This window comes from Paenibacillus sp. N3.4, from assembly GCF_008017805.1.
Lineage (GTDB): Bacteria > Bacillota > Bacilli > Paenibacillales > NBRC-103111 > Paenibacillus_E.
Genome location: NZ_VRTT01000043.1, coordinates 35225 through 57787 on the forward strand (window position 1 = coordinate 35225; position 22563 = coordinate 57787).

At 45.8% G+C, this 22563-nt stretch carries 22 protein-coding genes and 1 pseudogene; all 23 read left to right on the forward strand.

Annotated elements, in window-relative coordinates; all coding sequences use genetic code 11:
* The first annotated feature begins 124 nt into the window (after nt 1-124).
* The 23 genes and pseudogenes from FU659_RS20835 (at nt 125) to pabA (ending at nt 22561) form a co-directional block, all read left to right on the forward strand.
* Nucleotides 125-397: an HU family DNA-binding protein gene (locus FU659_RS20835; protein ID WP_147949323.1), complete on the forward strand. Its 273-nt coding sequence runs from the start codon at nt 125-127 to the stop codon at nt 395-397.
* Entirely contained in the window at nt 397-660 is a 264-nt protein-coding gene (locus tag FU659_RS20840) for an RNA-binding S4 domain-containing protein (RefSeq protein WP_147949324.1), read from the forward strand. The genes FU659_RS20835 and FU659_RS20840 overlap by 1 nt, the downstream gene beginning before the upstream one ends.
* A 143-nt stretch (nt 661-803) precedes the next feature.
* Nucleotides 804-1088, forward strand: a complete 285-nt coding sequence (yabP, locus tag FU659_RS20845; RefSeq protein WP_147949325.1) for a sporulation protein YabP — start codon at nt 804-806, stop codon at nt 1086-1088.
* Nucleotides 1085-1660: a spore cortex biosynthesis protein YabQ gene (yabQ, locus tag FU659_RS20850; protein WP_147949326.1), complete on the forward strand. Its 576-nt coding sequence runs from the start codon at nt 1085-1087 to the stop codon at nt 1658-1660. The genes yabP and yabQ overlap by 4 nt, the downstream gene beginning before the upstream one ends.
* A 14-nt stretch (nt 1661-1674) precedes the next feature.
* On the forward strand, nt 1675-1998 hold the full coding sequence (locus tag FU659_RS20855; RefSeq protein ID WP_147949327.1) for an FtsB family cell division protein: 324 nt from the start codon (nt 1675-1677) through the stop codon (nt 1996-1998).
* Nucleotides 1999-2107: 109 nt separating this feature from the next.
* The gene (locus tag FU659_RS20860; RefSeq protein WP_147949328.1) at nt 2108-2701 is read left to right on the forward strand and encodes a S1 domain-containing RNA-binding protein; all 594 of its coding nucleotides are present in this window, start codon (nt 2108-2110) and stop codon (nt 2699-2701) included.
* Between the two features lie 817 nt (nt 2702-3518).
* Nucleotides 3519-3752, forward strand: a pseudogene (locus FU659_RS38925) (IS3 family transposase); the annotation flags it as partial.
* A 27-nt stretch (nt 3753-3779) separates the two neighbouring features.
* On the forward strand, nt 3780-4064 hold the full coding sequence (locus tag FU659_RS20875; RefSeq protein ID WP_147949329.1) for a hypothetical protein: 285 nt from the start codon (nt 3780-3782) through the stop codon (nt 4062-4064).
* Nucleotides 4065-4408: 344 nt separating this feature from the next.
* Nucleotides 4409-6901: a stage II sporulation protein E gene (gene spoIIE / locus FU659_RS20880; protein ID WP_147949330.1), complete on the forward strand. Its 2493-nt coding sequence runs from the start codon at nt 4409-4411 to the stop codon at nt 6899-6901.
* A 234-nt stretch (nt 6902-7135) separates the two neighbouring features.
* A complete protein-coding gene (locus FU659_RS20885) occupies nt 7136-7855 on the forward strand; it encodes a vWA domain-containing protein (RefSeq protein WP_147949353.1) in 720 nt (239 codons plus the stop codon).
* Entirely contained in the window at nt 7839-8744 is a 906-nt protein-coding gene (locus FU659_RS20890; RefSeq protein ID WP_147949331.1) for a protein kinase domain-containing protein, read from the forward strand. The genes FU659_RS20885 and FU659_RS20890 overlap by 17 nt, the downstream gene beginning before the upstream one ends.
* A gap of 34 nt (nt 8745-8778) precedes the next feature.
* Nucleotides 8779-10185, forward strand: coding sequence for a tRNA lysidine(34) synthetase TilS (gene tilS / locus FU659_RS20895; RefSeq protein ID WP_147949332.1), 1407 nt, complete (start codon nt 8779-8781; stop codon nt 10183-10185).
* A gap of 76 nt (nt 10186-10261) precedes the next feature.
* Nucleotides 10262-10801 (forward strand): hypoxanthine phosphoribosyltransferase, encoded by a 540-nt coding sequence (hpt, locus tag FU659_RS20900; RefSeq protein WP_147949333.1) that lies wholly within the window; start codon nt 10262-10264, stop codon nt 10799-10801.
* A 95-nt stretch (nt 10802-10896) separates the two neighbouring features.
* Nucleotides 10897-12849, forward strand: coding sequence for an ATP-dependent zinc metalloprotease FtsH (gene ftsH, locus FU659_RS20905; RefSeq protein WP_147949334.1), 1953 nt, complete (start codon nt 10897-10899; stop codon nt 12847-12849).
* A 200-nt stretch (nt 12850-13049) separates the two neighbouring features.
* On the forward strand, nt 13050-13988 hold the full coding sequence (gene nadA / locus FU659_RS20910) for a quinolinate synthase NadA (RefSeq protein WP_147949335.1): 939 nt from the start codon (nt 13050-13052) through the stop codon (nt 13986-13988).
* A 122-nt stretch (nt 13989-14110) separates the two neighbouring features.
* The gene (gene nadB, locus FU659_RS20915; protein ID WP_147949336.1) at nt 14111-15721 is read left to right on the forward strand and encodes an L-aspartate oxidase; all 1611 of its coding nucleotides are present in this window, start codon (nt 14111-14113) and stop codon (nt 15719-15721) included.
* Nucleotides 15721-16590, forward strand: coding sequence for a carboxylating nicotinate-nucleotide diphosphorylase (nadC, locus tag FU659_RS20920; RefSeq protein ID WP_147949337.1), 870 nt, complete (start codon nt 15721-15723; stop codon nt 16588-16590). Before nadB ends, nadC begins: the two co-directional genes overlap by 1 nt.
* Complete coding sequence (locus FU659_RS20925; protein ID WP_147949338.1) at nt 16587-17351, forward strand: type III pantothenate kinase; 765 nt, start codon at nt 16587-16589, stop codon at nt 17349-17351. Before nadC ends, FU659_RS20925 begins: the two co-directional genes overlap by 4 nt.
* 25 nt (nt 17352-17376) lie before the next feature.
* On the forward strand, nt 17377-18243 hold the full coding sequence (hslO, locus tag FU659_RS20930) for an Hsp33 family molecular chaperone HslO (protein WP_147949339.1): 867 nt from the start codon (nt 17377-17379) through the stop codon (nt 18241-18243).
* Between the two features lie 30 nt (nt 18244-18273).
* Nucleotides 18274-19227, forward strand: coding sequence for a peptidylprolyl isomerase (locus FU659_RS20935; RefSeq protein WP_147949340.1), 954 nt, complete (start codon nt 18274-18276; stop codon nt 19225-19227).
* A 120-nt stretch (nt 19228-19347) separates the two neighbouring features.
* A complete protein-coding gene (gene cysK, locus FU659_RS20940; protein WP_147949341.1) occupies nt 19348-20289 on the forward strand; it encodes a cysteine synthase A in 942 nt (313 codons plus the stop codon).
* A gap of 116 nt (nt 20290-20405) precedes the next feature.
* The gene (locus FU659_RS20945) at nt 20406-21944 is read left to right on the forward strand and encodes an anthranilate synthase component I family protein (RefSeq protein ID WP_147949342.1); all 1539 of its coding nucleotides are present in this window, start codon (nt 20406-20408) and stop codon (nt 21942-21944) included.
* Nucleotides 21945-21979: 35 nt separating this feature from the next.
* Entirely contained in the window at nt 21980-22561 is a 582-nt protein-coding gene (gene pabA / locus FU659_RS20950; protein ID WP_147949343.1) for an aminodeoxychorismate/anthranilate synthase component II, read from the forward strand.
* Nucleotides 22562-22563 lie beyond the last annotated feature (2 nt).

A 22563-nucleotide genomic window follows, 5' to 3' on the forward strand; every position in this document is an offset into this window, starting at 1 on the left:
TTAGAAGGATTTTGGCGAAAAAAGCAGAATACTAAGTTTGGTGCAAGGTTGAATATGGAAATAATGCTATCTTGGTACATAGAAGACTTGATCTTCAAACATTTTTGGGAGGTAAAGAAAACTCATGAACAAAACAGATTTGATTAACAACATCGCAGAAAAAAGCGGGCTGACTAAGAAAGACGTGGAGGCTGTTCTTAACGGATTCCTTGGGGAAGTCACTGACGCTCTTTCATCCGGAGATAAAGTACAATTGATTGGTTTCGGAACTTTCGAAACGCGCAAGCGTTCCGGTCGTACAGGCCGTAACCCGCAAACAGGCAACCCAATCGTGATTGCAGAATCCAAAGTGCCTGCTTTCAAAGCAGGCAATAAGCTTAAAGACGCTGTGAAATAATGCGTATTGATAAGTTTCTCAAAGTATCACGTCTGATCAAGCGTCGTACGGTAGCCAAGGATGTGTCCGATCAAGGACGCGTCTGGATCAATGGCAGAGACGCTAAGGCGAGCACCCACGTGAAAGTCGGAGATGAGCTGTCCATTCAATTCGGTCAGAAAAAAGTCACGATCCGCGTGGAAGTCCTGACAGAGTCAACCCGCAAGGAAGATGCTGCTCAGATGTATACGCTGATTAAAGAAGAGGCTTTTCAATCCGAATAAACAAAGGATATTACCGAATAGTCTAAAATTCCTGAAAGGGGATTTTAGGCTATTTTTTTAAAACTTTTTTTGTTGTTGATTGTCTGTTCTAAAATTGGACATCCCTCCATATCGTAGTGATAGATGAAGGAGGGGTACAGGTTATGATCGAACCCGTGAAAAACAACAAACGGCAAGAAATTAAAATGCTGAATCGCAAGCTCTTGGAAATCTCCGGAGTTATGAATGTAGAAAGCTTCGACAGTGAAGAATTCCTCCTTGAAACCGAAATGGGCTACTTGATGATAAAAGGGCAGAATTTGCATATCAAGAACTTAAGTTTGGAACAAGGATTAGTCGCCATAGAAGGGGTAATTCATGAATTAGCTTATGTGGACGGGAATGCCCAGGAGAAATCCAAGGGTTTTCTAGGTAAGCTATTTAAGTGACGCTTAACGTTCAGTTTCAAACTATTTTCATGATGTTTGTAAGTGGAATCGCATTAGGTGTCTTATTCGATGTGTTTCGCGTGCTATCCGGTAAGCTTAGATTACCGCGATGGTCGATTCCGCTTGTTGACGTCATTTATTGGATTGTGGCGACAATCCTTGTATTTCAGCTGTTGATTTACAGTAATGAAGGACAGGTTCGCATCTTTGTTTTTCTCGGACTAGGGATTGGTATTTGCTTCTATTTTGCGTTTCTTAGTCTTTGGGTGATTCGATTAACACTGCTGCTCATTCGTCTAATCGTTGCCATCTACCGTTTCTTTGCCAAAACAGTCGAAATTGTGCTGATCAAACCGATTATTGGCTTATATCGTCTAACCGTGATAATTTTAGGTATTTTGCTAGCTGTAGCTATATTCCTCTATAAAATTGTGCTACAATTGATTTATCCTGTGTGGAGATTAATCCTATGGATGACTCGGCCTGCGCATAAATATTTCGTTTCACCTGTTTGGTTGAAGAAACTAGCGGGTAAGATGATATCAGTCTATCGTAGGTTATTCTCAAAATAGGAGGCATTCCTTTCATGCAAGCTCAAGCAACCGTACCATCCAAGCGAAGCAGCACGGCAGGCTCGAAGCGAAGACTGCGTGTTCTAATGATCTTTGTCTTATGTTTTATGAGCTGGGCCGCTGTCAACATTTGGGGTCAGTTCGCTAAACTGCATGAGAAGAGCGGTGTTGTTACGAATATGCAGCAACAGCTGGTAGAGGCTAACAAGCTGAAAGAGCAAACGAAGAAAGAAATAGCTCGACTTCACAATGACGAATATTTGGATCAAATTATTCGTAGAGATTTTCACTATAGCAAAACGGGAGAGACGCCACTTAGCGTTTCCAAGTCGCAATAAACAAATAACGAGAAGAAGCGGCTAATGCCTTGTTGACCGTGGTTTCTGCATCGGTTATAATCGGCGTAGCCAGTGTTTTCAACATTTTAAGGGAGGAACATTTTACTTTATGGCAATTGAAGTGGGCACCAAGTTAGAGGGTAGAGTGACGGGGATTACTCATTTTGGAGCATTCGTCGAGCTTGCTGAAGGAGTTACCGGTCTTGTTCACATTTCCGAAATTGCGGATAATTATGTGAAGGACGTTAATGACCATTTAAAGCTGGAAGACAAAGTAACGGTCAAAGTGATTAACGTGGACAAGGATGGCAAGATCGGATTGTCAATCAAGCAGACGATTGATAAGCCAGTTGAGGAAAGACCGGCTCGTCCTGAACGACCAGGTGGCGGCTATCAAGGACGCCCAAGTGGTGATCGTCCAGGTGGCTTCCAAGGCGGACGCCCAAGTAGTGGTGGAGAACGCAGTGGTCCTCCAAGCGGTGGTCCCGGCGGTGGCGGCGGTCGTCCAGGTGGCGGCGGTGGCTTCAATCGTGGCGGCGGCGGTGGTGGTCGCGGTGGCTTCAACAAGCAACAAGGCGGCGCTAGACCGTTTTCGTTCGAAGATAAAGTGTCTCGTTTCCTTAAAGACAGTGAAGAGCGGATTTCGTCTCTGAAGAAGAACACCGAGTCCAAACGCGGTGGCCGAGGCGGAAGAAGAGATTAATAGATGCAGTTACGAACCACATTCGCTTAGGCGGATGTGGTTTTTATTTGCGCCGGGAATTGGCGCTATCTCTAGGGTTCAAGTACCGAATGGCGAAGGCAGTAGTAGCCATAGCTTAAGACAAGGGTGTCGACCGTGAGGTCGAATCTGAAGGAAGTCGGTGGCAAATCTCCGGTCTGAGGAACACGAATTTCATATATGGCCATCGTACGTTGGGAGAGGCTGCATAACAAGTCAAAACCTTTACTGCCGAAGGCGTACGAGAGTAAATGGAGTAGATAGATGGAGAGGAAGATGGCGCTCTTACCTGGGGAGATCTGTACGGAACGCGATGCGAACTTCGTAACCTGTATATGAATACAGGCTGAACGTAGAGAAGTCAGCAGAAGCCATAGTCCGGGAGGTGTTGCAACACCTCGCGGAAGGGCTGAACATGAAATAGGTATTTGTATGTCAAGGCGTTCAGGATGAGTAGTGAGAGCAGAAAATCCGAAAGGACTTATCTGAAGGAGGAAGCGGTTGAATCCGTGTGGGACTTTGGAAGGGCAGAATTCATCTCTGGCACAAAAGGAAGATACAAATTACGTAAAGAGAGGTAGAACAAAGAAAATGGTTTGCGCTCCTGCACGGTTAAGAAATACAAAGTACAAACAACGGACTTGAACCACAAGCAGCCGGTTGCAGGAAATTTGCTGAATCAACAGTTATTCATCATACGGACCGAGGATCCCAATACGCTTTAGAAGAGTACCAAGAAAGGCTGAGAGGCTACAAAATGATCTGCAGCATGAGTCGGAAGTGAAACTGCTATGACAACGCGGTTATTGAGGTCTTTCATGCCAATATTAAAAGAGAACTCATTTACCAGGAGAAGTTTGCTACCAAAGAGATAGCGCGGCAAGAAATCTACTGGTACATAGAGTTTTTCTACAATAGAAAGAGGAAACATAGCAACTCGGCTATTTATCCCCCATTCGTTTTGAAGAGGCCTATTATGCTCGGAATAGTGGAAAGAAAACAGCAATTCGTCGTGTCCAATCTATTGACTTAAGACCCCAAAAACGTACTTATAACGAGGGTGAAAGAGAGAACGGGCGGCAAGTTGAGCTGTAAAGCTGTTTTTCCGCGTTACGGAAGGCAAATGATCCATCAGCGACGCTGTAAGCACGAAAAACGTGCTTATAACGAAGGGAAAGAGAGAACGGGCGGCAAGTTGAGCTGTAAAGCTGTTTTTCCGCGTTACGGAAGGCAAATGATCTATCAGCGACGCTGTAAGCACGAAAAACGTGCTTATAACGAGGGTGAAAGAGAGAACGGGCGGCAAGGTGGACCTGTAAAATTGAAAATAACCGCTGCTTTATAGATAGAGCCGTCAGATTCCTGATAATTTTTCTTAGTTTTGGTTTAAGTTGTTGTTTGGCCAAAGCATCACTTTATATAGAATCATCATTAGTTGGGTTTAGAACAATCGACATAGATTTACGGGTATCTCCCCCATACGCAGGGAGAAAGTTCGCGTCAATCAGACTTTTGGGCATGTTGGTAAAGGTAGGAAACGAGACTAGGCTTGGGCTGAGCCATGGTGACAAAGCCTCCGCGGCATGTCGGAAATTTCTTTGAATCTATCAACTCATTCTGACAAACTTTCTGCTAGATTGTCTCTATACTAGAGAAACAATAAAGAGGAAATGGATGGTGTTTGCGAAGATGCAGAGAAAAAGCGTAGGTGCAGTAATAGGTGGCGGCGTGTCGGGAGTTTGGCAAAAGGCGAAAACAGGCGCACATAGCGCAGCGGTGGAAAATCGATTCGTCCAGGCGTTCGTAGCCAAGAAATGGACACTGCTGCTTATTATCATGGCTTTCCTGCTCGGAAGGGCCCTCATTTTAGAACAATTATCGCCCTTTGCCTTAGCTTTTTTCGCAGTCATTTATTTCACCCGGAAAGACATTTTGCATTGGGTAGGCATAGCTGCTTTTGCTGGAAGTCTCCTATCCTTACATATGCACACTGGTTATCTGATAACGGAGATCATTGTTTTTCTACTGATGCAGAAAGCTTTAGAGAAATTTGAACGGTCGGATCTATCGCTGGCCCCTATACTTGTGTTCAGTTCAACCTTTCTTGTACAGCTCTTTGCTCAACTTGTAGTCTCGAATTTAAGCTGGTATACGGTCATGATGATATCGGTTGAAGCCGTCTTAAGTTTAGTGCTGACGTTAATTTTCATTCAAGCCATTCCCGTATTTACCCTTACCCGAAAAAATTATCAATTGAAGCACGAGGAAATTATTTGTTTAATTATTTTGCTTGCTTCGGTCATGACAGGAACGGTAAGTTGGTTTGTTGGACCAGTAACGTTGGAACACGTGTTGTCCCGATATTTGATCTTACTCTTTGCTCTCGTTGGTGGAGCGCCATTTGGGGCGTCAGTTGGTGTGATTACAGGACTGATCTTAAGTCTAGCCAACAGCAATGCTATTTATCAGATGAGCTTATTAGCCTTTTCCGGGATGTTAGCAGGCCTTCTGAAGGAAGGAAATCGCTTGGCTGTCGCTTTCGGTATGCTGCTGGGCTCCTCCATCCTTTCGTTCTATATGGGGACGGGGGCGGATGTCATCAATTCTACGTGGGAGTCGTTGACAGCTGTAGCACTATTCTTGCTAACTCCTCGGAGTTTCATTATGACGCTGGCTAAATATGTGCCCGGCACACAAGAAAATTTGAAGTCTCAACAGGATTACGCTAAACGGGTTCGCGATGTGACGGCAGGCCGCGTTGAGCAGTTCTCAGAAGTATTCCGTCAGCTGGCACGCAGCTTTAAACAGCTGACAACAGACGATGCGGTGAGTCGAAAGGAGGAGGAAGTTGGGCATTTCATGAATGCCGTTTCGCAGAAAACGTGTGAATCATGTTGGAAGAAGAGTCAGTGTTGGGATCAGAAATTTTATCAGACCTATACGTTTATGACCGATATGATGACAAGCATTGAGATGAAGGAGGATATGACGAAGAAAAATATTCCGCAGGAGTGGAAAAAAGTATGTGTTCGTACCGATCAGGTGCTGGATATGATGAAACAGCAGTATGGCTTATATAAAAATGATATGCATTGGAAAAAACAGATCATGGACAGTCGGCAACTGGTCGCCGATCAGCTGTCCGGTGTGTCCCAAGTCATGGAGGATTTAGCGAAGGAGATTAAGCGAGAAGGACAAGCATTGTTTCTTCAAGAAGAACAAATCCGCAATGCACTGGAGGAATTAGGTTTATCCATTCATAGTATCGATATTATTTCTTTGGATGAAGGCAACGTCCAAATCGAAATCATACATCCGTATACGAAAGGATTTGATGAATGTCGTAAAATTATTGCGCCGCTCCTTAGCGAAATTCTCGGCGAGAACGTCGCCGTGAAACGAGAGGATATGCATGAGCGCGGTGAAGGCTACAGCACAGTTGTATTCGGCTCAGCCAAGGAATACGACATTGAGACTGGAGTCGCCGGCGCTGCAAAAGGCGGCGACCTGTTCTCGGGCGACAGCTTCTCCACGGTGGAGCTGGGTAATGGCAAGTATGCCGTTGCGCTAAGCGACGGCATGGGCAATGGCGAGCGAGCCCGCGCAGAGAGCCAAGCTGCTTTAAGCATCCTGCAGCAGCTGCTGCAGTCAGGCATGGATGAAAAGCTGGCAATTAAGTCGCTCAACTCCGTCTTGATGCTGCGCTCTTCAGATGAGATGTACGCAACGGTCGATATGGCCTTGATTGATATGTACAGCGCCAACACAACGTTCATGAAGATTGGCTCCACGCCCAGCTTTATTAAACGGGGCAGTGAAGTGATTGCCATATCGGCCAATAATTTGCCGGTGGGGATTTTAAATGAAATTGAGGTGGATTTGGTTTCCATTGCCCTGCAGTCCGGTGATATTCTGGTTATGATGACCGATGGCATTTATGATGCGCCAGGTCATGCAGTAAACAAAGAAATGTGGATGAAGCGCCTGATCCAAGAGATTGATACAACCTTGCCGCAGGACTTTGCCGACTGTTTGCTTGAGCGAATCTTCCGCCATCATCATGGCGAAATTCAAGACGATATGACAGTTGTTGTTGCGCGTGTGGAGCGCCAACAGCCCGAATGGGCTACATTCCGTTGGCCGGGGATTACCCGCATGGAGCGGCCCAAGACGGTTAGTTAGGAGGAGAAGCTGTAACAGCCCATTCGCTGTTATGGCTTTTTAGCATTTCTGCACGGTTAGATTAATGACGTATCAAATCGCTTATTGTTAAGGCGTAGAATGACGATAACTATTACAAGGTGTTTCTTTTTGCAGCCTCCCAAGTGATTAGACTCTCTTTAAGATGGAAAAACTAAGGAGAGAAATTACTAGAGAAAAAGATTCTTTTCTATAGCCAGGGAGGCAAACGACATGATGAAACAGATTTTATTAATTACAGATGGCTGTTCGAATGTGGGTGTAAGTCCAGTCATCGCGGCAGCACAAGCTCATGCAGAGGGTGTAGTTGTGAATGTCATTGGTGTTATCGATCACGGAGAATTGGGCGTGTTGGGGTCGGAGGAAATTCGCGAGATTGCGGACGCAGGTGGCGGAATGAGCCGAATCGTAGATTCAAGCCAGCTCTCCCAAACCGTTCAAATGATGACGCGCAAAACGGTTTCTTCCACGATTCAACAGGCGGTAGGCAAAGAGATGCAAAGCATTTTGGGACATGGGCATCTGGAACAGCTGCCTCCTCAGCAAAGAGCGGAAGTCGTTCAAGTGATAGATGCGATGAGCGAAACCACTTCGCTGCGGGTCGCTCTTTTAATAGATGCTAGTGCAAGTATGAAGCCGAAGCTTGCTGCCGTACGCGAAGCCATTCATGATTTATTGCTTAGCCTCAGGGCGCGCAGCGGCAAGAGTGAATTGGCTGTATTCCATTTTCCCTCTACGAAGTCGAGAGATCAGGAACTGGAAATGGACTTAAATTGGACGAATCAACTTGCAAATTTGGACAAGATGTTCTATAAAATAAACATGAAGGGTACGACACCGACAGGTCCGGCTTTACTGCAAACCTTACAGTTTGTTACGGACAAACCTATTTCACAACCGGCTGAGGGTGGGATGTTAAGTGACTACGTGGTATGAGGATGCTTTTCGTCCGGGAACAGAAATCCAAGGGAAATGGAACGGCCGCTTGTATGTGGTCGAACGTTTATTAGGAGCTGGTTCTAACGGAGTCGTAGCACTTGTACGAAGAGGCTCGGCCAGATATGCGCTGAAAGCGGGTCATGAAACCGTAGATCATCAATCAGAAATTAACTCCTTGCTTGCGGTATCGCTAACAGAGACATCTTTTAAAAATTTTTTGATCGATGCCGATGATATGACACTGAAAGGAAAGGAAATTTCTTTTTATGTGATGCCTTATATCGAGGGAATGACAATTTCTGATTTTATACATAAACGGGGACAGGATTGGATCTATGTCATAGGTTCGAACTTACTTAAGAAGTTAACGGAAATTCACAAGAGCGGTTATGTTTTTGGCGATCTGAAGATTGAGAATATGATTGTCTCCAATTACGGAGATGTCGATTTGATCGATTTTGGCGGTGTAACTCCGAAAGGGAGAGCCATTAAACAATTAACGGAAGTGTATGACCGAGGATTCTGGAATAGGGGCGAACGGGTCGCGGAGGAAAGCTACGATCTATTCTCTTTTGCCATATTACTGTTAAAATCACTGGATGGGCGTAAACGGTGGGCTGGCTTTACGCACATTCTGCCCCAAAACCGCGATCTTGAACACCTGTATGCAATTATCCGCGAGAATCCGGTTGCTGCTCATATTGCCCCTTTTTTGCACAAAGCGTTAAACGGGGAGCTGCATTCTTCACAGGAAGCGTATCTGTATTGGAAAAAAATAGTTTCTGGAAAGAAGCTTTCTCAACCGTCTCTTAAAATGCCATGGTTAAAAATATGTTTCGCTGCTTCGATTTTTATTTTTGGGGCAACGGTTTACATGTATTGGTAGCATAAGGGCGGTGCAGGAAAGAAAGGAATGACAAATGGAAACAAATCTTGTTGCTACGGTGGAACAACGTATTGTAGAAGAACATCTTGTGGATGCGGGAGATGTGGTGGTGGTTGCAGTATCAGGGGGGCCTGATTCGGTAGCGCTGCTTCATGTCCTTTTTTCGCTAGCAGACCGGTATAGCTGGAAATTGGTTGTTGCGCATCTGAACCATCAGTTCCGCGGCGCCGAGTCGGATGCCGAGGCAGCTTACGTAGGGGAGCTTGCTGCCCTTATGGGACTACCGTGTGAGATTGGTGTTATTGATGTGCCTGCGTATATTCAACAAACATCGCTTAATGGACAAGCCGCCGCTCGGGAGAAGAGGTACGAATTCCTGCTGCAGGTCGCAGCGGATTATCAAGCTCAGCGTATCGCCTTCGCTCATCATGCCGATGATCAAGCCGAAACCATTTTGATGAGACTCCTCCGTGGAACGGGTCCGTCAGGATTGGTTGGCATGCCTGAACGAAGAAGCGAAAAAAAAGTGGAACTCATTCGACCTTTTCTACGTATATACAAAACAGATATTGTGAATTATTGTGCTCAGCATGAAATTACTTATTATAAGGACAGCAGCAATGAGCTGCGGAAGTACTTTCGAAATCAGGTACGGCTCGATATTATGCCAATGCTGAAGCAGTATAATGAACAACTTCCGGAATCGCTGAACCGACTGACAGAGATGATGCGTGCAGAAGACGACTATTTGACTGAAGCAGCGCAACATGCTTTTCACCAAATTATTACATGTGAGCAAGCCGTCTGTCGCTTTGAGAGGTCTGATTTCACCAAACTGCACGTTGCTTTACAAAGACGTTTGATTAAATTAATATTAAACTGTCTTTGTTTGGGAAGCGATAGACTGGACTTCACCAAAATTGAATTCATACGAGCCTTCGTTTTACATGAACAGGTTTCTAATCAAATATTTCAGGCGGATGAACAGCTTTATATAGTGAGAGAATATGAAGCTATTCAATTTCAAATCATCGCCCCTTCGTCTAGACCTTATATGTATGAGGTTGAGTACGGAAGCAGTGAGTTGAGCTTGCCGGAAGCGGAGACCCAGATGTGTTGCTCATGGATAAAAATGGGTAAGGAGATATCAGCTAGTTCCTCAACGGCAACAGAAGTGTTTTTGGATCTGGATCAATTGAGCTTGCCACTTGCTGTACGAAGCAGAAGGTTGGGCGACCGATTCGAACCTTATGGTTTAAACGGATCTAAAAAGGTAAAAGATATGTTCATTGATGCCAAAATGCCCTTAAGCAGGCGTGATGTCATTCCTATGCTGGTCGATGCTTCCGGTCGAATCCTCTGGATTGCTGGCTTTCGTAGGTCCAAACATGCGCTGGTCGGCAGCGATACAGAACATGTGCTTCATATGAAGCTATGCTGAAGGTACAGCGTGTAAATTTCGTTCGTCTCGAATGGAAATTTACAAGGTTTCATAATATAAACTAGGAGGTTCATCCTTGTACAGCGACATTCAAGAAGTTCTTTACAGCGAAGAGCAAATTCAAAACAAAATCAAGGAATTAGGGGAGCAACTCTCCAGTGAATACGAAGGAAAGAATCCACTGGTTATTTGTGTACTAAAGGGTGCCTTCATCTTCATGGCGGATCTTGTAAAACGTATTACAGTTCCATTGGAACTTGATTTCATGGCCGTATCCAGCTATGGTCAATCCACGAAATCTTCCGGTGTAGTCAAGATTATCAAAGATCTAGACGTTCCCGTAGAAGGGCGCCATATTCTTATCGTGGAGGACATTATTGATAGTGGTTTAACACTGAGTTATCTGATAGATGTGTTAGAACGACGCAATGCGAAGACGATCTCTGTTGTTGCACTGTTTAACAAACCGGCACGCAGAACGGTGGAGCTTGAACCTGATTATTCAGGTTATGTGCTTCCTGATGAATTTGTTGTCGGATATGGTCTGGATTATGCGGAGAAGTATCGTAACCTTCCATTTATTGGCATATTGAAACCAGAGATCTATACCCGCTAAGTCACATCCCTAAGGCTTGTTCCTGTGAAGTTGTAGTGCTTTACCGGGATGTGGTAAAATAATAAAAGTGTGCCGTTCGAGAGGAGGTTGGGGATATGAATCGAATTATCCGGAATACCGGCTTTTATTTACTTATATTTTTGGTTACGGTAGGTATCGTTCATTTTATTAGTACCCAAAACGAGCAAAAGGAGCTAATTACTTACGATAAATTCCGCCAAGCGGTTACTAGCAAAAACGTGGAGTCCGTAAATGTACAATTTGATGGATACTCGTATTTGATTAAAGGTAAGTATATTAACCCTAGCAGTGCTGATAAGAAGAACTTTGAAACCCATGCCCCGTACGAACCTTTGGTCATCCAGCTTATTGAAGCTAATGGCGTGCCAACAGAATCTTACGAGCCCATGCAGAGAGACAGCGTTTGGATCAGTTTTCTGACCTCTATCATTCCTTTTGTCATTATCTTCATCCTGTTCTTCTTCTTGTTGAACCAGGCTCAGGGTGGTGGCGGCAAGGTCATGAATTTCGGTAAAAGTCGCGCTCGCTTATATAATGAAGAGAAGAAGCGTGTGACCTTCGAAGACGTGGCAGGAGCCGATGAAGAGAAGCAAGAATTGATTGAAGTTGTCGAGTTTCTTAAAGATCCAAGGAAATTCGCTGCTGTTGGCGCAAGAATTCCGAAGGGTGTTCTTCTCAATGGTCCTCCGGGAACAGGTAAAACGCTCCTTGCCAGAGCCGTTGCTGGCGAAGCAGGCGTACCGTTCTTCAGCATCTCCGGTTCTGATTTCGTAGAGATGTTCGTTGGTGTCGGTGCATCCCGTGTTCGTGATCTATTTGAGAACGCGAAGAAGAACTCGCCATGTATTATATTTATTGATGAGATCGATGCGGTTGGCCGTCAACGTGGCGCTGGGTTAGGTGGCGGACACGATGAGCGTGAACAAACGCTCAACCAATTGCTTGTTGAAATGGATGGATTTGGCGCGAATGAAGGTATTATTATCGTTGCCGCAACGAACCGTCCAGATATTCTTGATCCTGCGTTATTGCGTCCAGGTCGTTTTGACCGTCAGATTACAGTAGATCGTCCAGATATTAAAGGCCGTGAAGCTGTACTAAAAGTGCATGCTCGCAACAAACCACTTGCCAAAGATGTGAAGTTAGACGCATTGTCTCGCTACACAACTGGATTTACAGGTGCTGATCTTGAAAACCTGTTGAACGAAGCGGCGCTGATTGCTGCTCGTCGTAACCGCAAAGATATCTCCATGGCTGAGGTCGAGGAAGCTTTTGACCGTATCATTGTAGGTACGCAGAAGAAGAGTCGTATCATTAGCGAAGACGAGAAACGTATTGTTGCGTATCATGAGGCTGGACACGCAATTATCGGTTACTATGCTGAGAACGCTGATATGGTGCATAAAGTCACAATCGTTCCGCGCGGACGCGCTGGCGGTTACGTGATGATGCTGCCTAAAGAAGGCGAAGATCGCATGATGCAGACGAAGACTGAACTATTAGATAAAGTAACCGGACTCCTTGGAGGACGGGTTTCTGAAGAACTATATATCGGTCAAATTGGTACCGGCGCTTACAGCGATTTTCAGAAAGCTACCGGAATTGTCCGCCGTATGATTATGGAATATGGGATGAGCGACAAGCTGGGTCCAATGCAATTCGGTAGTTCGCAAGGCCAAGTATTCTTGGGTCGAGATATCGGGCATGAGCAAAACTATAGTGATGCGATAGCTTACGAAATTGACCAAGAGATGCAAAGCTTTATTCGCAGCTGTTATGAACGTGCGCGTGAGATCTTGACCGAGCACGGAGATCAGGTTCACCTGGTTGCAAAAACATTGCTTGAAAAAGAAACTCTCGATAAAGACGAAATTATTGAGCTTCTTGAAAAAGGCAAATTAAGTGTAAGTGTTGAGGATGAAGAAGTCAAAATCAACATTCAAGGTCAAAGCCAATCCAGCGAAAGCAATAAACTGGATTTTGAGAAGGATAAAGGCTCCAACAACTCGGATCAATCCGAAGAGTAACAGGCGATAGAAACTCGTAAATCCGGTGTACACGTGAGGTGTACCCGGATTTTCTGGTTTTTTCGGCTTATTTGCGCATTGACAGCGGATGCGGGAATGTGTAAATTAGTTGTAAATCTCTAATTTTATCGCGAGTTGATCATACTAATTTTAGATAGACAGCAAGTACATTCAGGTCCCAAATAGGGGAGGAACTATCCATGGAAGCTTTAGCTTTAGAACGGAAAGCAGAACAGAACCGCGAGCTTAAAGAAAGGCTGCTACAGCTGAAAAAAGAACGTAATGCCATCATCCTTGCTCACTATTATCAGCGAGATGAAGTTCAAGAAGTGGCCGATTTCCGGGGGGATTCCTTTCTGCTTGCGCAGAAGGCGGCTCAAACTGACGCAGATGTTATTGTATTCTGCGGTGTGCATTTTATGGGAGAGAGCGCTAAGATCTTGGCTCCTAATAAAACGGTAATTATTCCAGATGAGCGTGCAGGCTGTCCAATGGCTGACATGGTTAATGTGGAGGGTCTCCGTGCTTTGAAACGTCAGCATCCCAACGCTAAAGTCGTGGCTTACATTAATACATCAGCTGATGTGAAATCAGAAACAGATATTTGCTGCACGTCGGCAAATGCAATTAACGTCATCAATTCCGTTGATTCAGATGAGATCATCTGGGTACCGGATAAAAATTTGGGCGACTATGTATCAAAATTCACAAGCAAAAAAGTGATTATCTGGGAAGGTTATTGCAACACCCATGATATGCTGACTGTGAAAGACGTTGAAGAAATGAGAGCGCAGTATCCAAATGCGCAATTCGTTGTTCATCCGGAGTGTCGACCTGAAGTGGTGAAGTTGGGAGATTTCGTTGGCAGTACGACGGCCATTATTAAATATTGCAAAGAATCCGATTGTCAGGAGTTTATCGTGGGTACGGAAGACGGAACGGGCTATCAACTTCGTTTGGATAGTCCAAACAAGCAATTCCATTTCGCTACGAAATATTTGGTTTGTCCAAATATGAAAGTGAATAATTTGAAAAAAATCGTAAAATGTCTGGAAACGATGAAACCGGAGATCTATGTACCGGAAGATGTAGCCGATAAAGCGAGATTATCTTTAGAGCGTATGTTACAAGTCAAGTAGCATACGCTACTTGCTTGTTTATTTGATAGGAGGCCTTTGCACAGCTTAGGGAACGTGATCTGAAGTAGATTCCGGATACATGCTGTTGGCGGGGGAATAATGTGAAGAACAGGTGAAACGGCATGATTCCTAGATACCTTGTAGATGTAGATTTAGATTCCATACCTCATGTACACACAGATGTGATTGTAATCGGAGCAGGAATAGCCGGACTATTTACTGCCCTTCGCGCGAGTGAAAATAAGAAAGTGTTAATGATTACGAAGAAGTCGCTCCTCGACAGTAACACGCGTTACGCACAAGGTGGAATTGCTGCCGTCATTTCAGATGAGGATTCACCGGAGTATCATATGCAGGATACACTTATAGCCGGGGCTGGGCTTTGTTCGCCTGAAGCGGTGGATGTTCTTGTACACGAAGGACCTGATGGGGTTAAGGATCTCATTCGAATGGGTACTAAGTTTGACATTGAGAATGGGGAGTTTGCCCTTACGAAAGAAGGGGCACACAGCCAACGTCGTATTTTGCACGCACAGGGGGATGCTACAGGGGCTGAGATTGTACGAGCTCTTTCGGAGCGCACAAAGCAGGATCCGAACATCGAGATCTGGGACGATCACTTTGTGATCGACTTGATCACACAAGATGGAGAGTGCTATGGAGCACTCGTGCAGAAACCGAGCGGACAACGGGTATTCGTGCGCGGCAATGCTACGATTCTCTGCTCCGGCGGAGCCGGGCAGCTGTTTCGCTATACGACCAACCCCGACATTGCTACAGGTGACGGTATCGCAATTGCTCATCGTGCCGGTGCGCAGATTCAGGATGTTGAGTTCATCCAATTCCATCCGACAGCGCTTTGCTATCCGGGTGCGCCACGCTTCTTGATCTCTGAGGCTGTTCGCGGCGAAGGGGCATATCTGCGCAACATCAAAGGGGAGCGCTTCATGGAGCGTTACCATCCCCAGCTTGAACTAGCCCCCAGGGATGTAGTAGCACGTGCTATTGTCGATGAGATGGAGAATTGCAAATCGACATTCGTTTATATCGATATTACGCATGAATCAGAAGAATTAATTAAGCATCGTTTTCCAACGATCTATGAATATTGCTTGAACTATGGCCTTGATATGAGTACAGATTGGATACCGGTCGCTCCTGCTGCTCATTATATGATGGGTGGCGTAAAGACAGACCTGCACGGGGAGACGATCGTTCGTCGACTTTTTGCATGTGGAGAAGTATCCTCAACGGGTGTTCATGGGGCTAATCGATTGGCGAGCAACTCGCTGTCTGAAGCGATTGTTTTTGGCAGAAGGATCATTGAACGGATTCAAGAGCTGCCTCCGCTTGAAGGAAATCTCACCATACATGCACAATCAGATGCGCCAAGGACAGAAATTCCGAATCAAGCTGTTGTCGAAAAGAAACTGAAATTGCAGAAAGTCATGTTGCGTTATGCAGGATTGAAGCGTTCAGCCAAAGGGCTGCAAAAAGGCTATGATGAACTTGCGCGACAGTTGTCTATTTTTGGTTCATTGATGACGAAGCGGGAGGATTATGAGTTTGCGAATTTGCTGAATTGTGCCTTACTGACAACTACAGCGGCACTCCAGCGGGAGGAAAGCCGCGGTGGACACTATCGGGAGGATTTCCCGGAACGTGATGACACGCAGTGGAAGAAGCATATTGTTTTTAAGCGTGGGGAAGACAGGATCGAGGAGTGGATTTAATGCTGGACTTAAATATGGAGCTGATTCGTAAGCAGATACGGCAATGGTTGGAAGAGGATATCGGTACCGGTGATGTTACAACTCTGACAACGATCCCTTTGGAACATGTGTCCAAAGGGATTATCCACGTCAAAGAAGATGGAATCTTATGTGGGCTTAGCATTGCCAAAGAGGTTTTTGCTGTGGTAGACGATTCTCTTCGTTTTGAACCGAAAGTAGCAGAAGGATCGTCTATTAAGAAAGGTACTGTCATCGCTGAAGTGGAAGGCAGTACCCGGAGTATTTTGCTTGGAGAACGTTTAAGTCTCAATTTAATGCAGAGGTTGTCGGGCATTGCCACCAAGACAAGAGAATTTGTCGATGCTTTGGAAGGTGTCCCAACAAGACTTGTCGATACGCGAAAAACGACACCGGGCCATCGCTTGCTTGAGAAATATGCGGTACGCGTGGGTGGCGGACATAACCATCGATTTGGTCTTTATGACGCTGTCATGATTAAGGATAATCATATCAAAGGATCAGGTGGGATTGCACAGGCTGTTCAAGCAGCTCGTCAACAAATTCCCCACACCATGAAAATTGAGGTCGAAGTCGAGGATTTTGATCAGCTTCACCAAGCATTGGAGGCAGGCGCTGACATTATTATGCTCGACAACATGATCCCTGCGAAAATGAAAGAAGCTGTTTCTATAATTAAAGATAAAGCACCGCATATTGTAGTAGAAGGCTCAGGTTCGGTAACACCACAGACCATTAAAGCGATGGCTGAAACGGGTGTTGATGTGATTTCTGTTGGCCGACTGACCTATTCGGTGGCAGCGCTTGACATATCGCTAGATCTCAATGAACGGAAGGAAACGGCGCTATGATTCTCGTCATCGACGTAGGAAATACGAATATTGTGCTAGGCTTGTATCGAGAGCGTACGCTTCTCCATCACTGGCGAGTTAGCACGAACCGTTCTGCGACGGTCGATGAGTATGGGATGCAGCTGCACAGTCTGTTCCAACACTCAGGAATGACATTTGCTGAGGTCGAAGGTGTCATTGTTTCTTCGGTTGTTCCTCCGCTTATGAATGTAATGGAAAACCTTTGCTTACACTACTTAAAGAGGACACCATTTATTGTCGGCCCAGGCATTAAGACTGGTTTGAATGTTCGTGTCGATAATCCTAAAGAAGTTGGCGCTGATCGTATTGTGAATGCTGTTGCTGCACTAGAGTTGTATGGTGCTCCTTGCATCATCGTTGATTTTGGGACGGCCACAACATACGACTATATCGATCCATCCCAGCAGCTTGTCGGCTGCGCCATTGCGCCGGGGATTGGGATTTCTACGGAAGCCTTGTATCAAAAGGCGGCGAAGCTCCCGCGTATCGAGCTCGTTAAACCAAAAAGCGTGGTCGGAAGGAACACGGTAGCGGCCATGCAGGCTGGCATTATTTTTGGGTATGTAGGTCAGGTTGACGGTATCGTGGAAAGAGTCAAGCAAGAGTTTAAAGTGAATCCTACGGTGATTGCAACGGGAGGGCTGGCAGAGCTCATTTCCAGCGAGTCCCGTACGATTCAGATCGTTAATCCACTGCTGACCTTGCAAGGGCTGCAAATGATTTACGAGAGAAATGCATAAGTGGTTCAGGAAAGAAGGATTTAACATGAATGATTATTTAATTCGAGGGACGGCGCTGGAGGGCAGAGTTCGAGCATTTGCGGTGCAGACGACCCTCCTTACAGAAGAACTTAGCAGAAGACACCAAACAACACCGACTGCTACGGCAGCACTGGGAAGAACATTGGCTGCAGGCCTGCTTATCGGGGCGATGCTCAAGGGCGAAGAGCATCTCATCATCCAAGTCAAAGGGGACGGACCTATCGGGCAGATTGTGGTCGATGCTAATGCCAAGGGTGAAGTGCGTGGTTATGTGGATAATCCACTCGTTGATCCTCCGCTGAAGGAAAATGGCAAGCTCGATGTAGCGGCAGCCGTCGGTTCAGAAGGGTTCTTATACATAACCAAAGATTTAGGTCTAAAGGAACCGTACAAAGGCAGTGTTCCTATTATTTCAGGAGAGCTGGCTGAAGATTTTACATACTATTTTGCCAAATCAGAACAAACGCCATCTGCCGTAGCGCTGGGTGTTCTTGTGAACACGGACCATACTATTCTGGCTTCAGGCGGATTCGTCATACAATTGCTTCCGGGATTATCGGATGAAGAAATTGGAGATATTGAAGAGATGCTCGGGCGCATTCCATCATTTACAACGATGCTGGGCGGTGGTTTGAACTTGGAGGGAATTTTGCAGACGGTAATACCATCCTTCCAGACACTTGAACAAATGGATGTCATGTTCCGCTGCAAATGCAGTCATGAAAAGGTAGAATCAACCCTGATTTCCCTTGGAAAAGCGGAATTGCAGGAAATTCTCGAAGATGAAGGGTTTGCTGAAGTGGTTTGCCACTTCTGTAATGAAGCTTATCGGTATGATCAAGCTGATCTACAGCGTATGATTGATCTATAAAGCAGCGATTGAAGCAAAGAGGGAGTCAGGATGAGGAACGTAAAGCGATTGTGGGGAGTCATCATCGTGATGGCTGTAGGTATGCTTGTGCTCACATCCTTGCTGGTCACCCAGTCCATGAACCAATCAGAACCAAGTCATTCACCAGAACCTCAGCAGCAGGGTGGGCCAAACAGCAAGCAGGCAGTAGCCAAAATTGGAAGTCGCGAGATAACCATCCAGGAGCTGGATAAGGCACTGGAGCATCATTATGGGAAAGAGCTGTTGGGTCAAATATTGGATCGTGAAGTGATACGCCTGGAAGGAAATGAAACAGGGACGACGATTGGCAACTCGGAGATTGAACGTGAATTAAAGCGGATGCAGCAAGGATATGAGAGCGAACAACAATTTTATGCATCCATGCAAAGTCAGTTGGGATTATCAGAGCAAGAAATTAGAGAAGATGTCAACAATAAGCTCTTACTTGAGAAGCTTGCTACCAGTAACATCAAGATCCCGGATGCTCAAGTCGAAGATTATATCAAGACACATCCTGATGAGTTTAAACAAGAGGTCGAATATAACATCCTCCAGATTATCGTTTCTACGAAGGATCAAGCGAATAAAGTGTTTGCCGAACTGGCCAAAGGTGAAAATTTTGCGATCCTCGCTAGAGACCGTTCACTAGATGATGCAACCAATAACAGTGGCGGGGACTTGGGTTGGATTGAGGGAGACGATCCTTTCATTGCGGCTCCTGTTTTGGAAGCGGCCAAACTACTGAAAGTCGGGGAAGTGAGTAAGCCGGTAAGTGTTGCACAAGGTTTTGCCATTGTGAAGTTGAAGAACCGCAGAGATAAGCCTAATCCAGATCGTGCGTTCCTTCGTGAAAATGTTCGGAGAGAATTAGCGCTTCAAGAAGCGCCACCTCTCAAGGATTATATCCTGCAGCTTCGCACTAAATGGCAGGCTAGTATACTGGATGCTCAATTTCGGTCATAATAGCTTGGAATTATGAGAAAATATGGTTGACAACCTGTAAGCGCATTGATAAGATGAATGTATTAATACCGACTAATTAACTCGGAAATCGTCGAATACTCACTTTGGAGGGGAAATAGTATGGCAAGATTAGTTCAAAGCGTTACTGATTTGATTGGAGATACACCACTTGTTCGATTGAACCGCGTTGTTCCGGAAGGAAGCGCTGAAATTTACGTGAAACTGGAGTATCAGAATCCAGGTGCCAGCGTAAAAGACCGTATCGCAATCTCCATGATTGAAGTAGCCGAACAAGAAGGCAAGTTAAAGCCCGGAGACACGATTGTTGAGCCGACAAGCGGAAACACAGGAATCGGAATCGCTTTAGTAGCGGCTGCAAAAGGATATAAGGCGATTCTGGTTATGCCGGAAACGATGAGCTTAGAAAGACGTAACCTACTTCGTGCGTATGGCGCGCAGCTTGTTCTAACGCCAGGAGCAGAAGGTATGAAGGGTGCGATTAAGCGCGCCGAGGAACTTCAAGCAGAGAATCCTACTTATTTCATCCCGCAACAATTCAAAAACCAAGCGAACGTGAAAATTCACCGCGAAACAACAGGTCCGGAAATCGTGGAAGCCATCAATGCTCATGATGGTAAATTGGATGCGTTTATCTCAGGTATCGGTACAGGCGGAACAATTACTGGCGCTGGTGGCGTTCTAAAAGAAAATTTCCCAGGAATTAAAATTTATGCGATTGAGCCTGCAGCTTCACCGGTTCTTTCCGGTGGGAAACCAGGTCCTCATAAAATTCAAGGTATCGGAGCAGGCTTTGTTCCAGATATTTTAAATACGAGCGTTTACGACGAAATTATTGCTGTTGAAAATGAAGATGCTTTCGAAACTTCGCGTCGTGTAGCCAAAGAAGAAGGTATCCTTGGTGGTATCTCCTCTGGTGCAGCGATTTTCGCAGCGCTTAAAGTAGCCAAGGAACTTGGTGCTGGCAAACGTGTAGTAGCGATTATTCCGAGTAATGGTGAGCGTTACCTCAGCACACCACTTTACCAATTCGAAGAGCAATAAGCCTTACGTGCGAACCTCAAGCCCTCAGCTGCGAAGCTGGGGGCTTTTTTTCTTTGAAAGGTTAGAGTATACTAATGGACAACTATTATCGGATGTAAGCGAAAGGAGGGGCAATTATGATCCTGACATCCTTAGAGCAGTGGCGTCATTGGTCTTCCTCATATACCATGCTCCCCTATGTAATTAAACTTGGCTTAGCTGACGACCGTTTGGCTTCTTGGGAAGAGGCCTGGAAGCTGGCAGCCCCCGATTCCTTCGTCTTGGAGAGTGGCAAGGGTGGCAGATATACGTACTTTGGATTGACGCCAACTTCAACGGTGCATGGAACCGGTTTGGAAGCCGAAATGACCACCATGGGTTCGAGCACTCGCGTAACGCGTATGCAAGGTAAGCCGCTAGACGTAGTGAAAGAGTGGATGACTCCTTATCATAGTCCTAAAGTCAAAGGGGCTCCCCCATTTCTTGGTGGTTGTGTTGGGTTCTGGAGCTATGATGTCATTCGTACGATTGAGAAAATTCCGGTGCAAGCCCATGATGACTTGCCGATACCCGATTACAGTTTTGCTATGTACGATCAAGTCTGGACGCTAGATCATCTTGATAAAAGCTTATATGTAGCGGTTCATATGCCACTCGTCAAGTCGGAAACAGAAGACGAATCGGCTCTTCAGCTCCTTTATCATCAAGCACATTTGCATGCAGAAAAGATGCTTAGCCGTTGGCATATCATCCGGTCTGGCAACTGGTCCCGCTCAGAAGGTAACACTCCGACTATAACCCCGGAGCTATTACAAATCGATGTGGAAAGCATCACAGGCATTCAGCCGGCTTTTGGTAAAGCCGATTACATGCAAGCTGTGGAACGGATACAAGATTATATTTCGCAAGGCGATGTGTTTCAGGTCAACTTATCAGTGCGACAGAGCAGGCGCCTGAACACGACACCGGAGGAAATTTATGAGGCGCTGCGCATCGTCAATCCCTCGCCTTACATGGGCTTGCTGCGATTTGAAGGGTTTGCCCTTGTGTCAGGCTCGCCAGAGCTGCTTGTGCAGCTCCAGGACGGCGTTCTGCGTACACGGCCTATTGCGGGCACACGGCCTCGCGGCAAGGATGAGCAAGATGATTTGCGCCTAGCAGGCGAGCTTATCCATAATGAAAAAGAGCGTGCTGAGCACGTCATGTTGGTCGATCTTGAACGAAACGATCTCGGTCGCATCTCCAAGTATGGTTCTGTCCATGTGAAAGATTTCATGGTTATCGAGTACTATTCCCATGTGATGCACATCGTCTCCGAAGTAGTCGGCGAACTAGCCGAAGGAAAAGATGCCTACGATGTGATTGCAGCAACATTTCCAGGGGGAACCATCACGGGCGCTCCGAAAATTCGCACCATGGAAATTATTGAGGAATTAGAGCCAGTTCGCCGAGGTCCATATACAGGGTCAATGGGGTGGATTGACTATAACGGCAATATGGAATTTAATATTATTATAAGAACGCTGGTAGCTGTTCAAGGTATAGGTCATATTCAGGCGGGAGCCGGGATTGTCATTGATTCAATCCCTGAACGCGAATATATAGAATCCTTGAACAAAGCGAAAGCCATGTGGAAAGCAATTGAATACAGTGAGCGGAGCATGAGTCGAGCGTGAGGCTCGAGACAGGGCCGACGAAAGGGGAGCTTAGCATGATTTTAGTAATTGATAATTATGACTCGTTTACGTACAACCTTGTCCAATATTTAGGAGAGATTGGTGAAGAAGTCCTTGTTCGCCGTAATGACGAAATCGATTTAGCAGGTGTGAAGGCGTTAAAGCCAGATCATATCCTTATATCTCCAGGCCCTTGCACCCCCAACGAAGCGGGAATCAGCTTATCCATCATCGATCATTTTAAGGGAATCATCCCGATTTTTGGCGTCTGTCTAGGTCATCAGTCGATTGGTCAAGCCTTCGGCGGTGACGTAATTCGCGCTGAGCGTCTTATGCATGGCAAAACATCTGAAATTTTTCATGACGGGAAGACACTTTTCGAAGGACTTCCGTCACCTTTTATAGCAACACGGTACCATTCCTTGATTGTGAAGAGCGAAACACTGCCCGATTGCTTAGAAGTAAGTGCTCGTACTACTGAGGGGGAAATTATGGCGCTTCGTCACAAGGAATATCCGATCGAGGGTGTTCAGTTCCACCCGGAATCCATTATTACTCAGCACGGCCATCAGATCCTTCGGAATTTTTTGCGCCGCACAGCTAAAGCAGGAGTCTAACT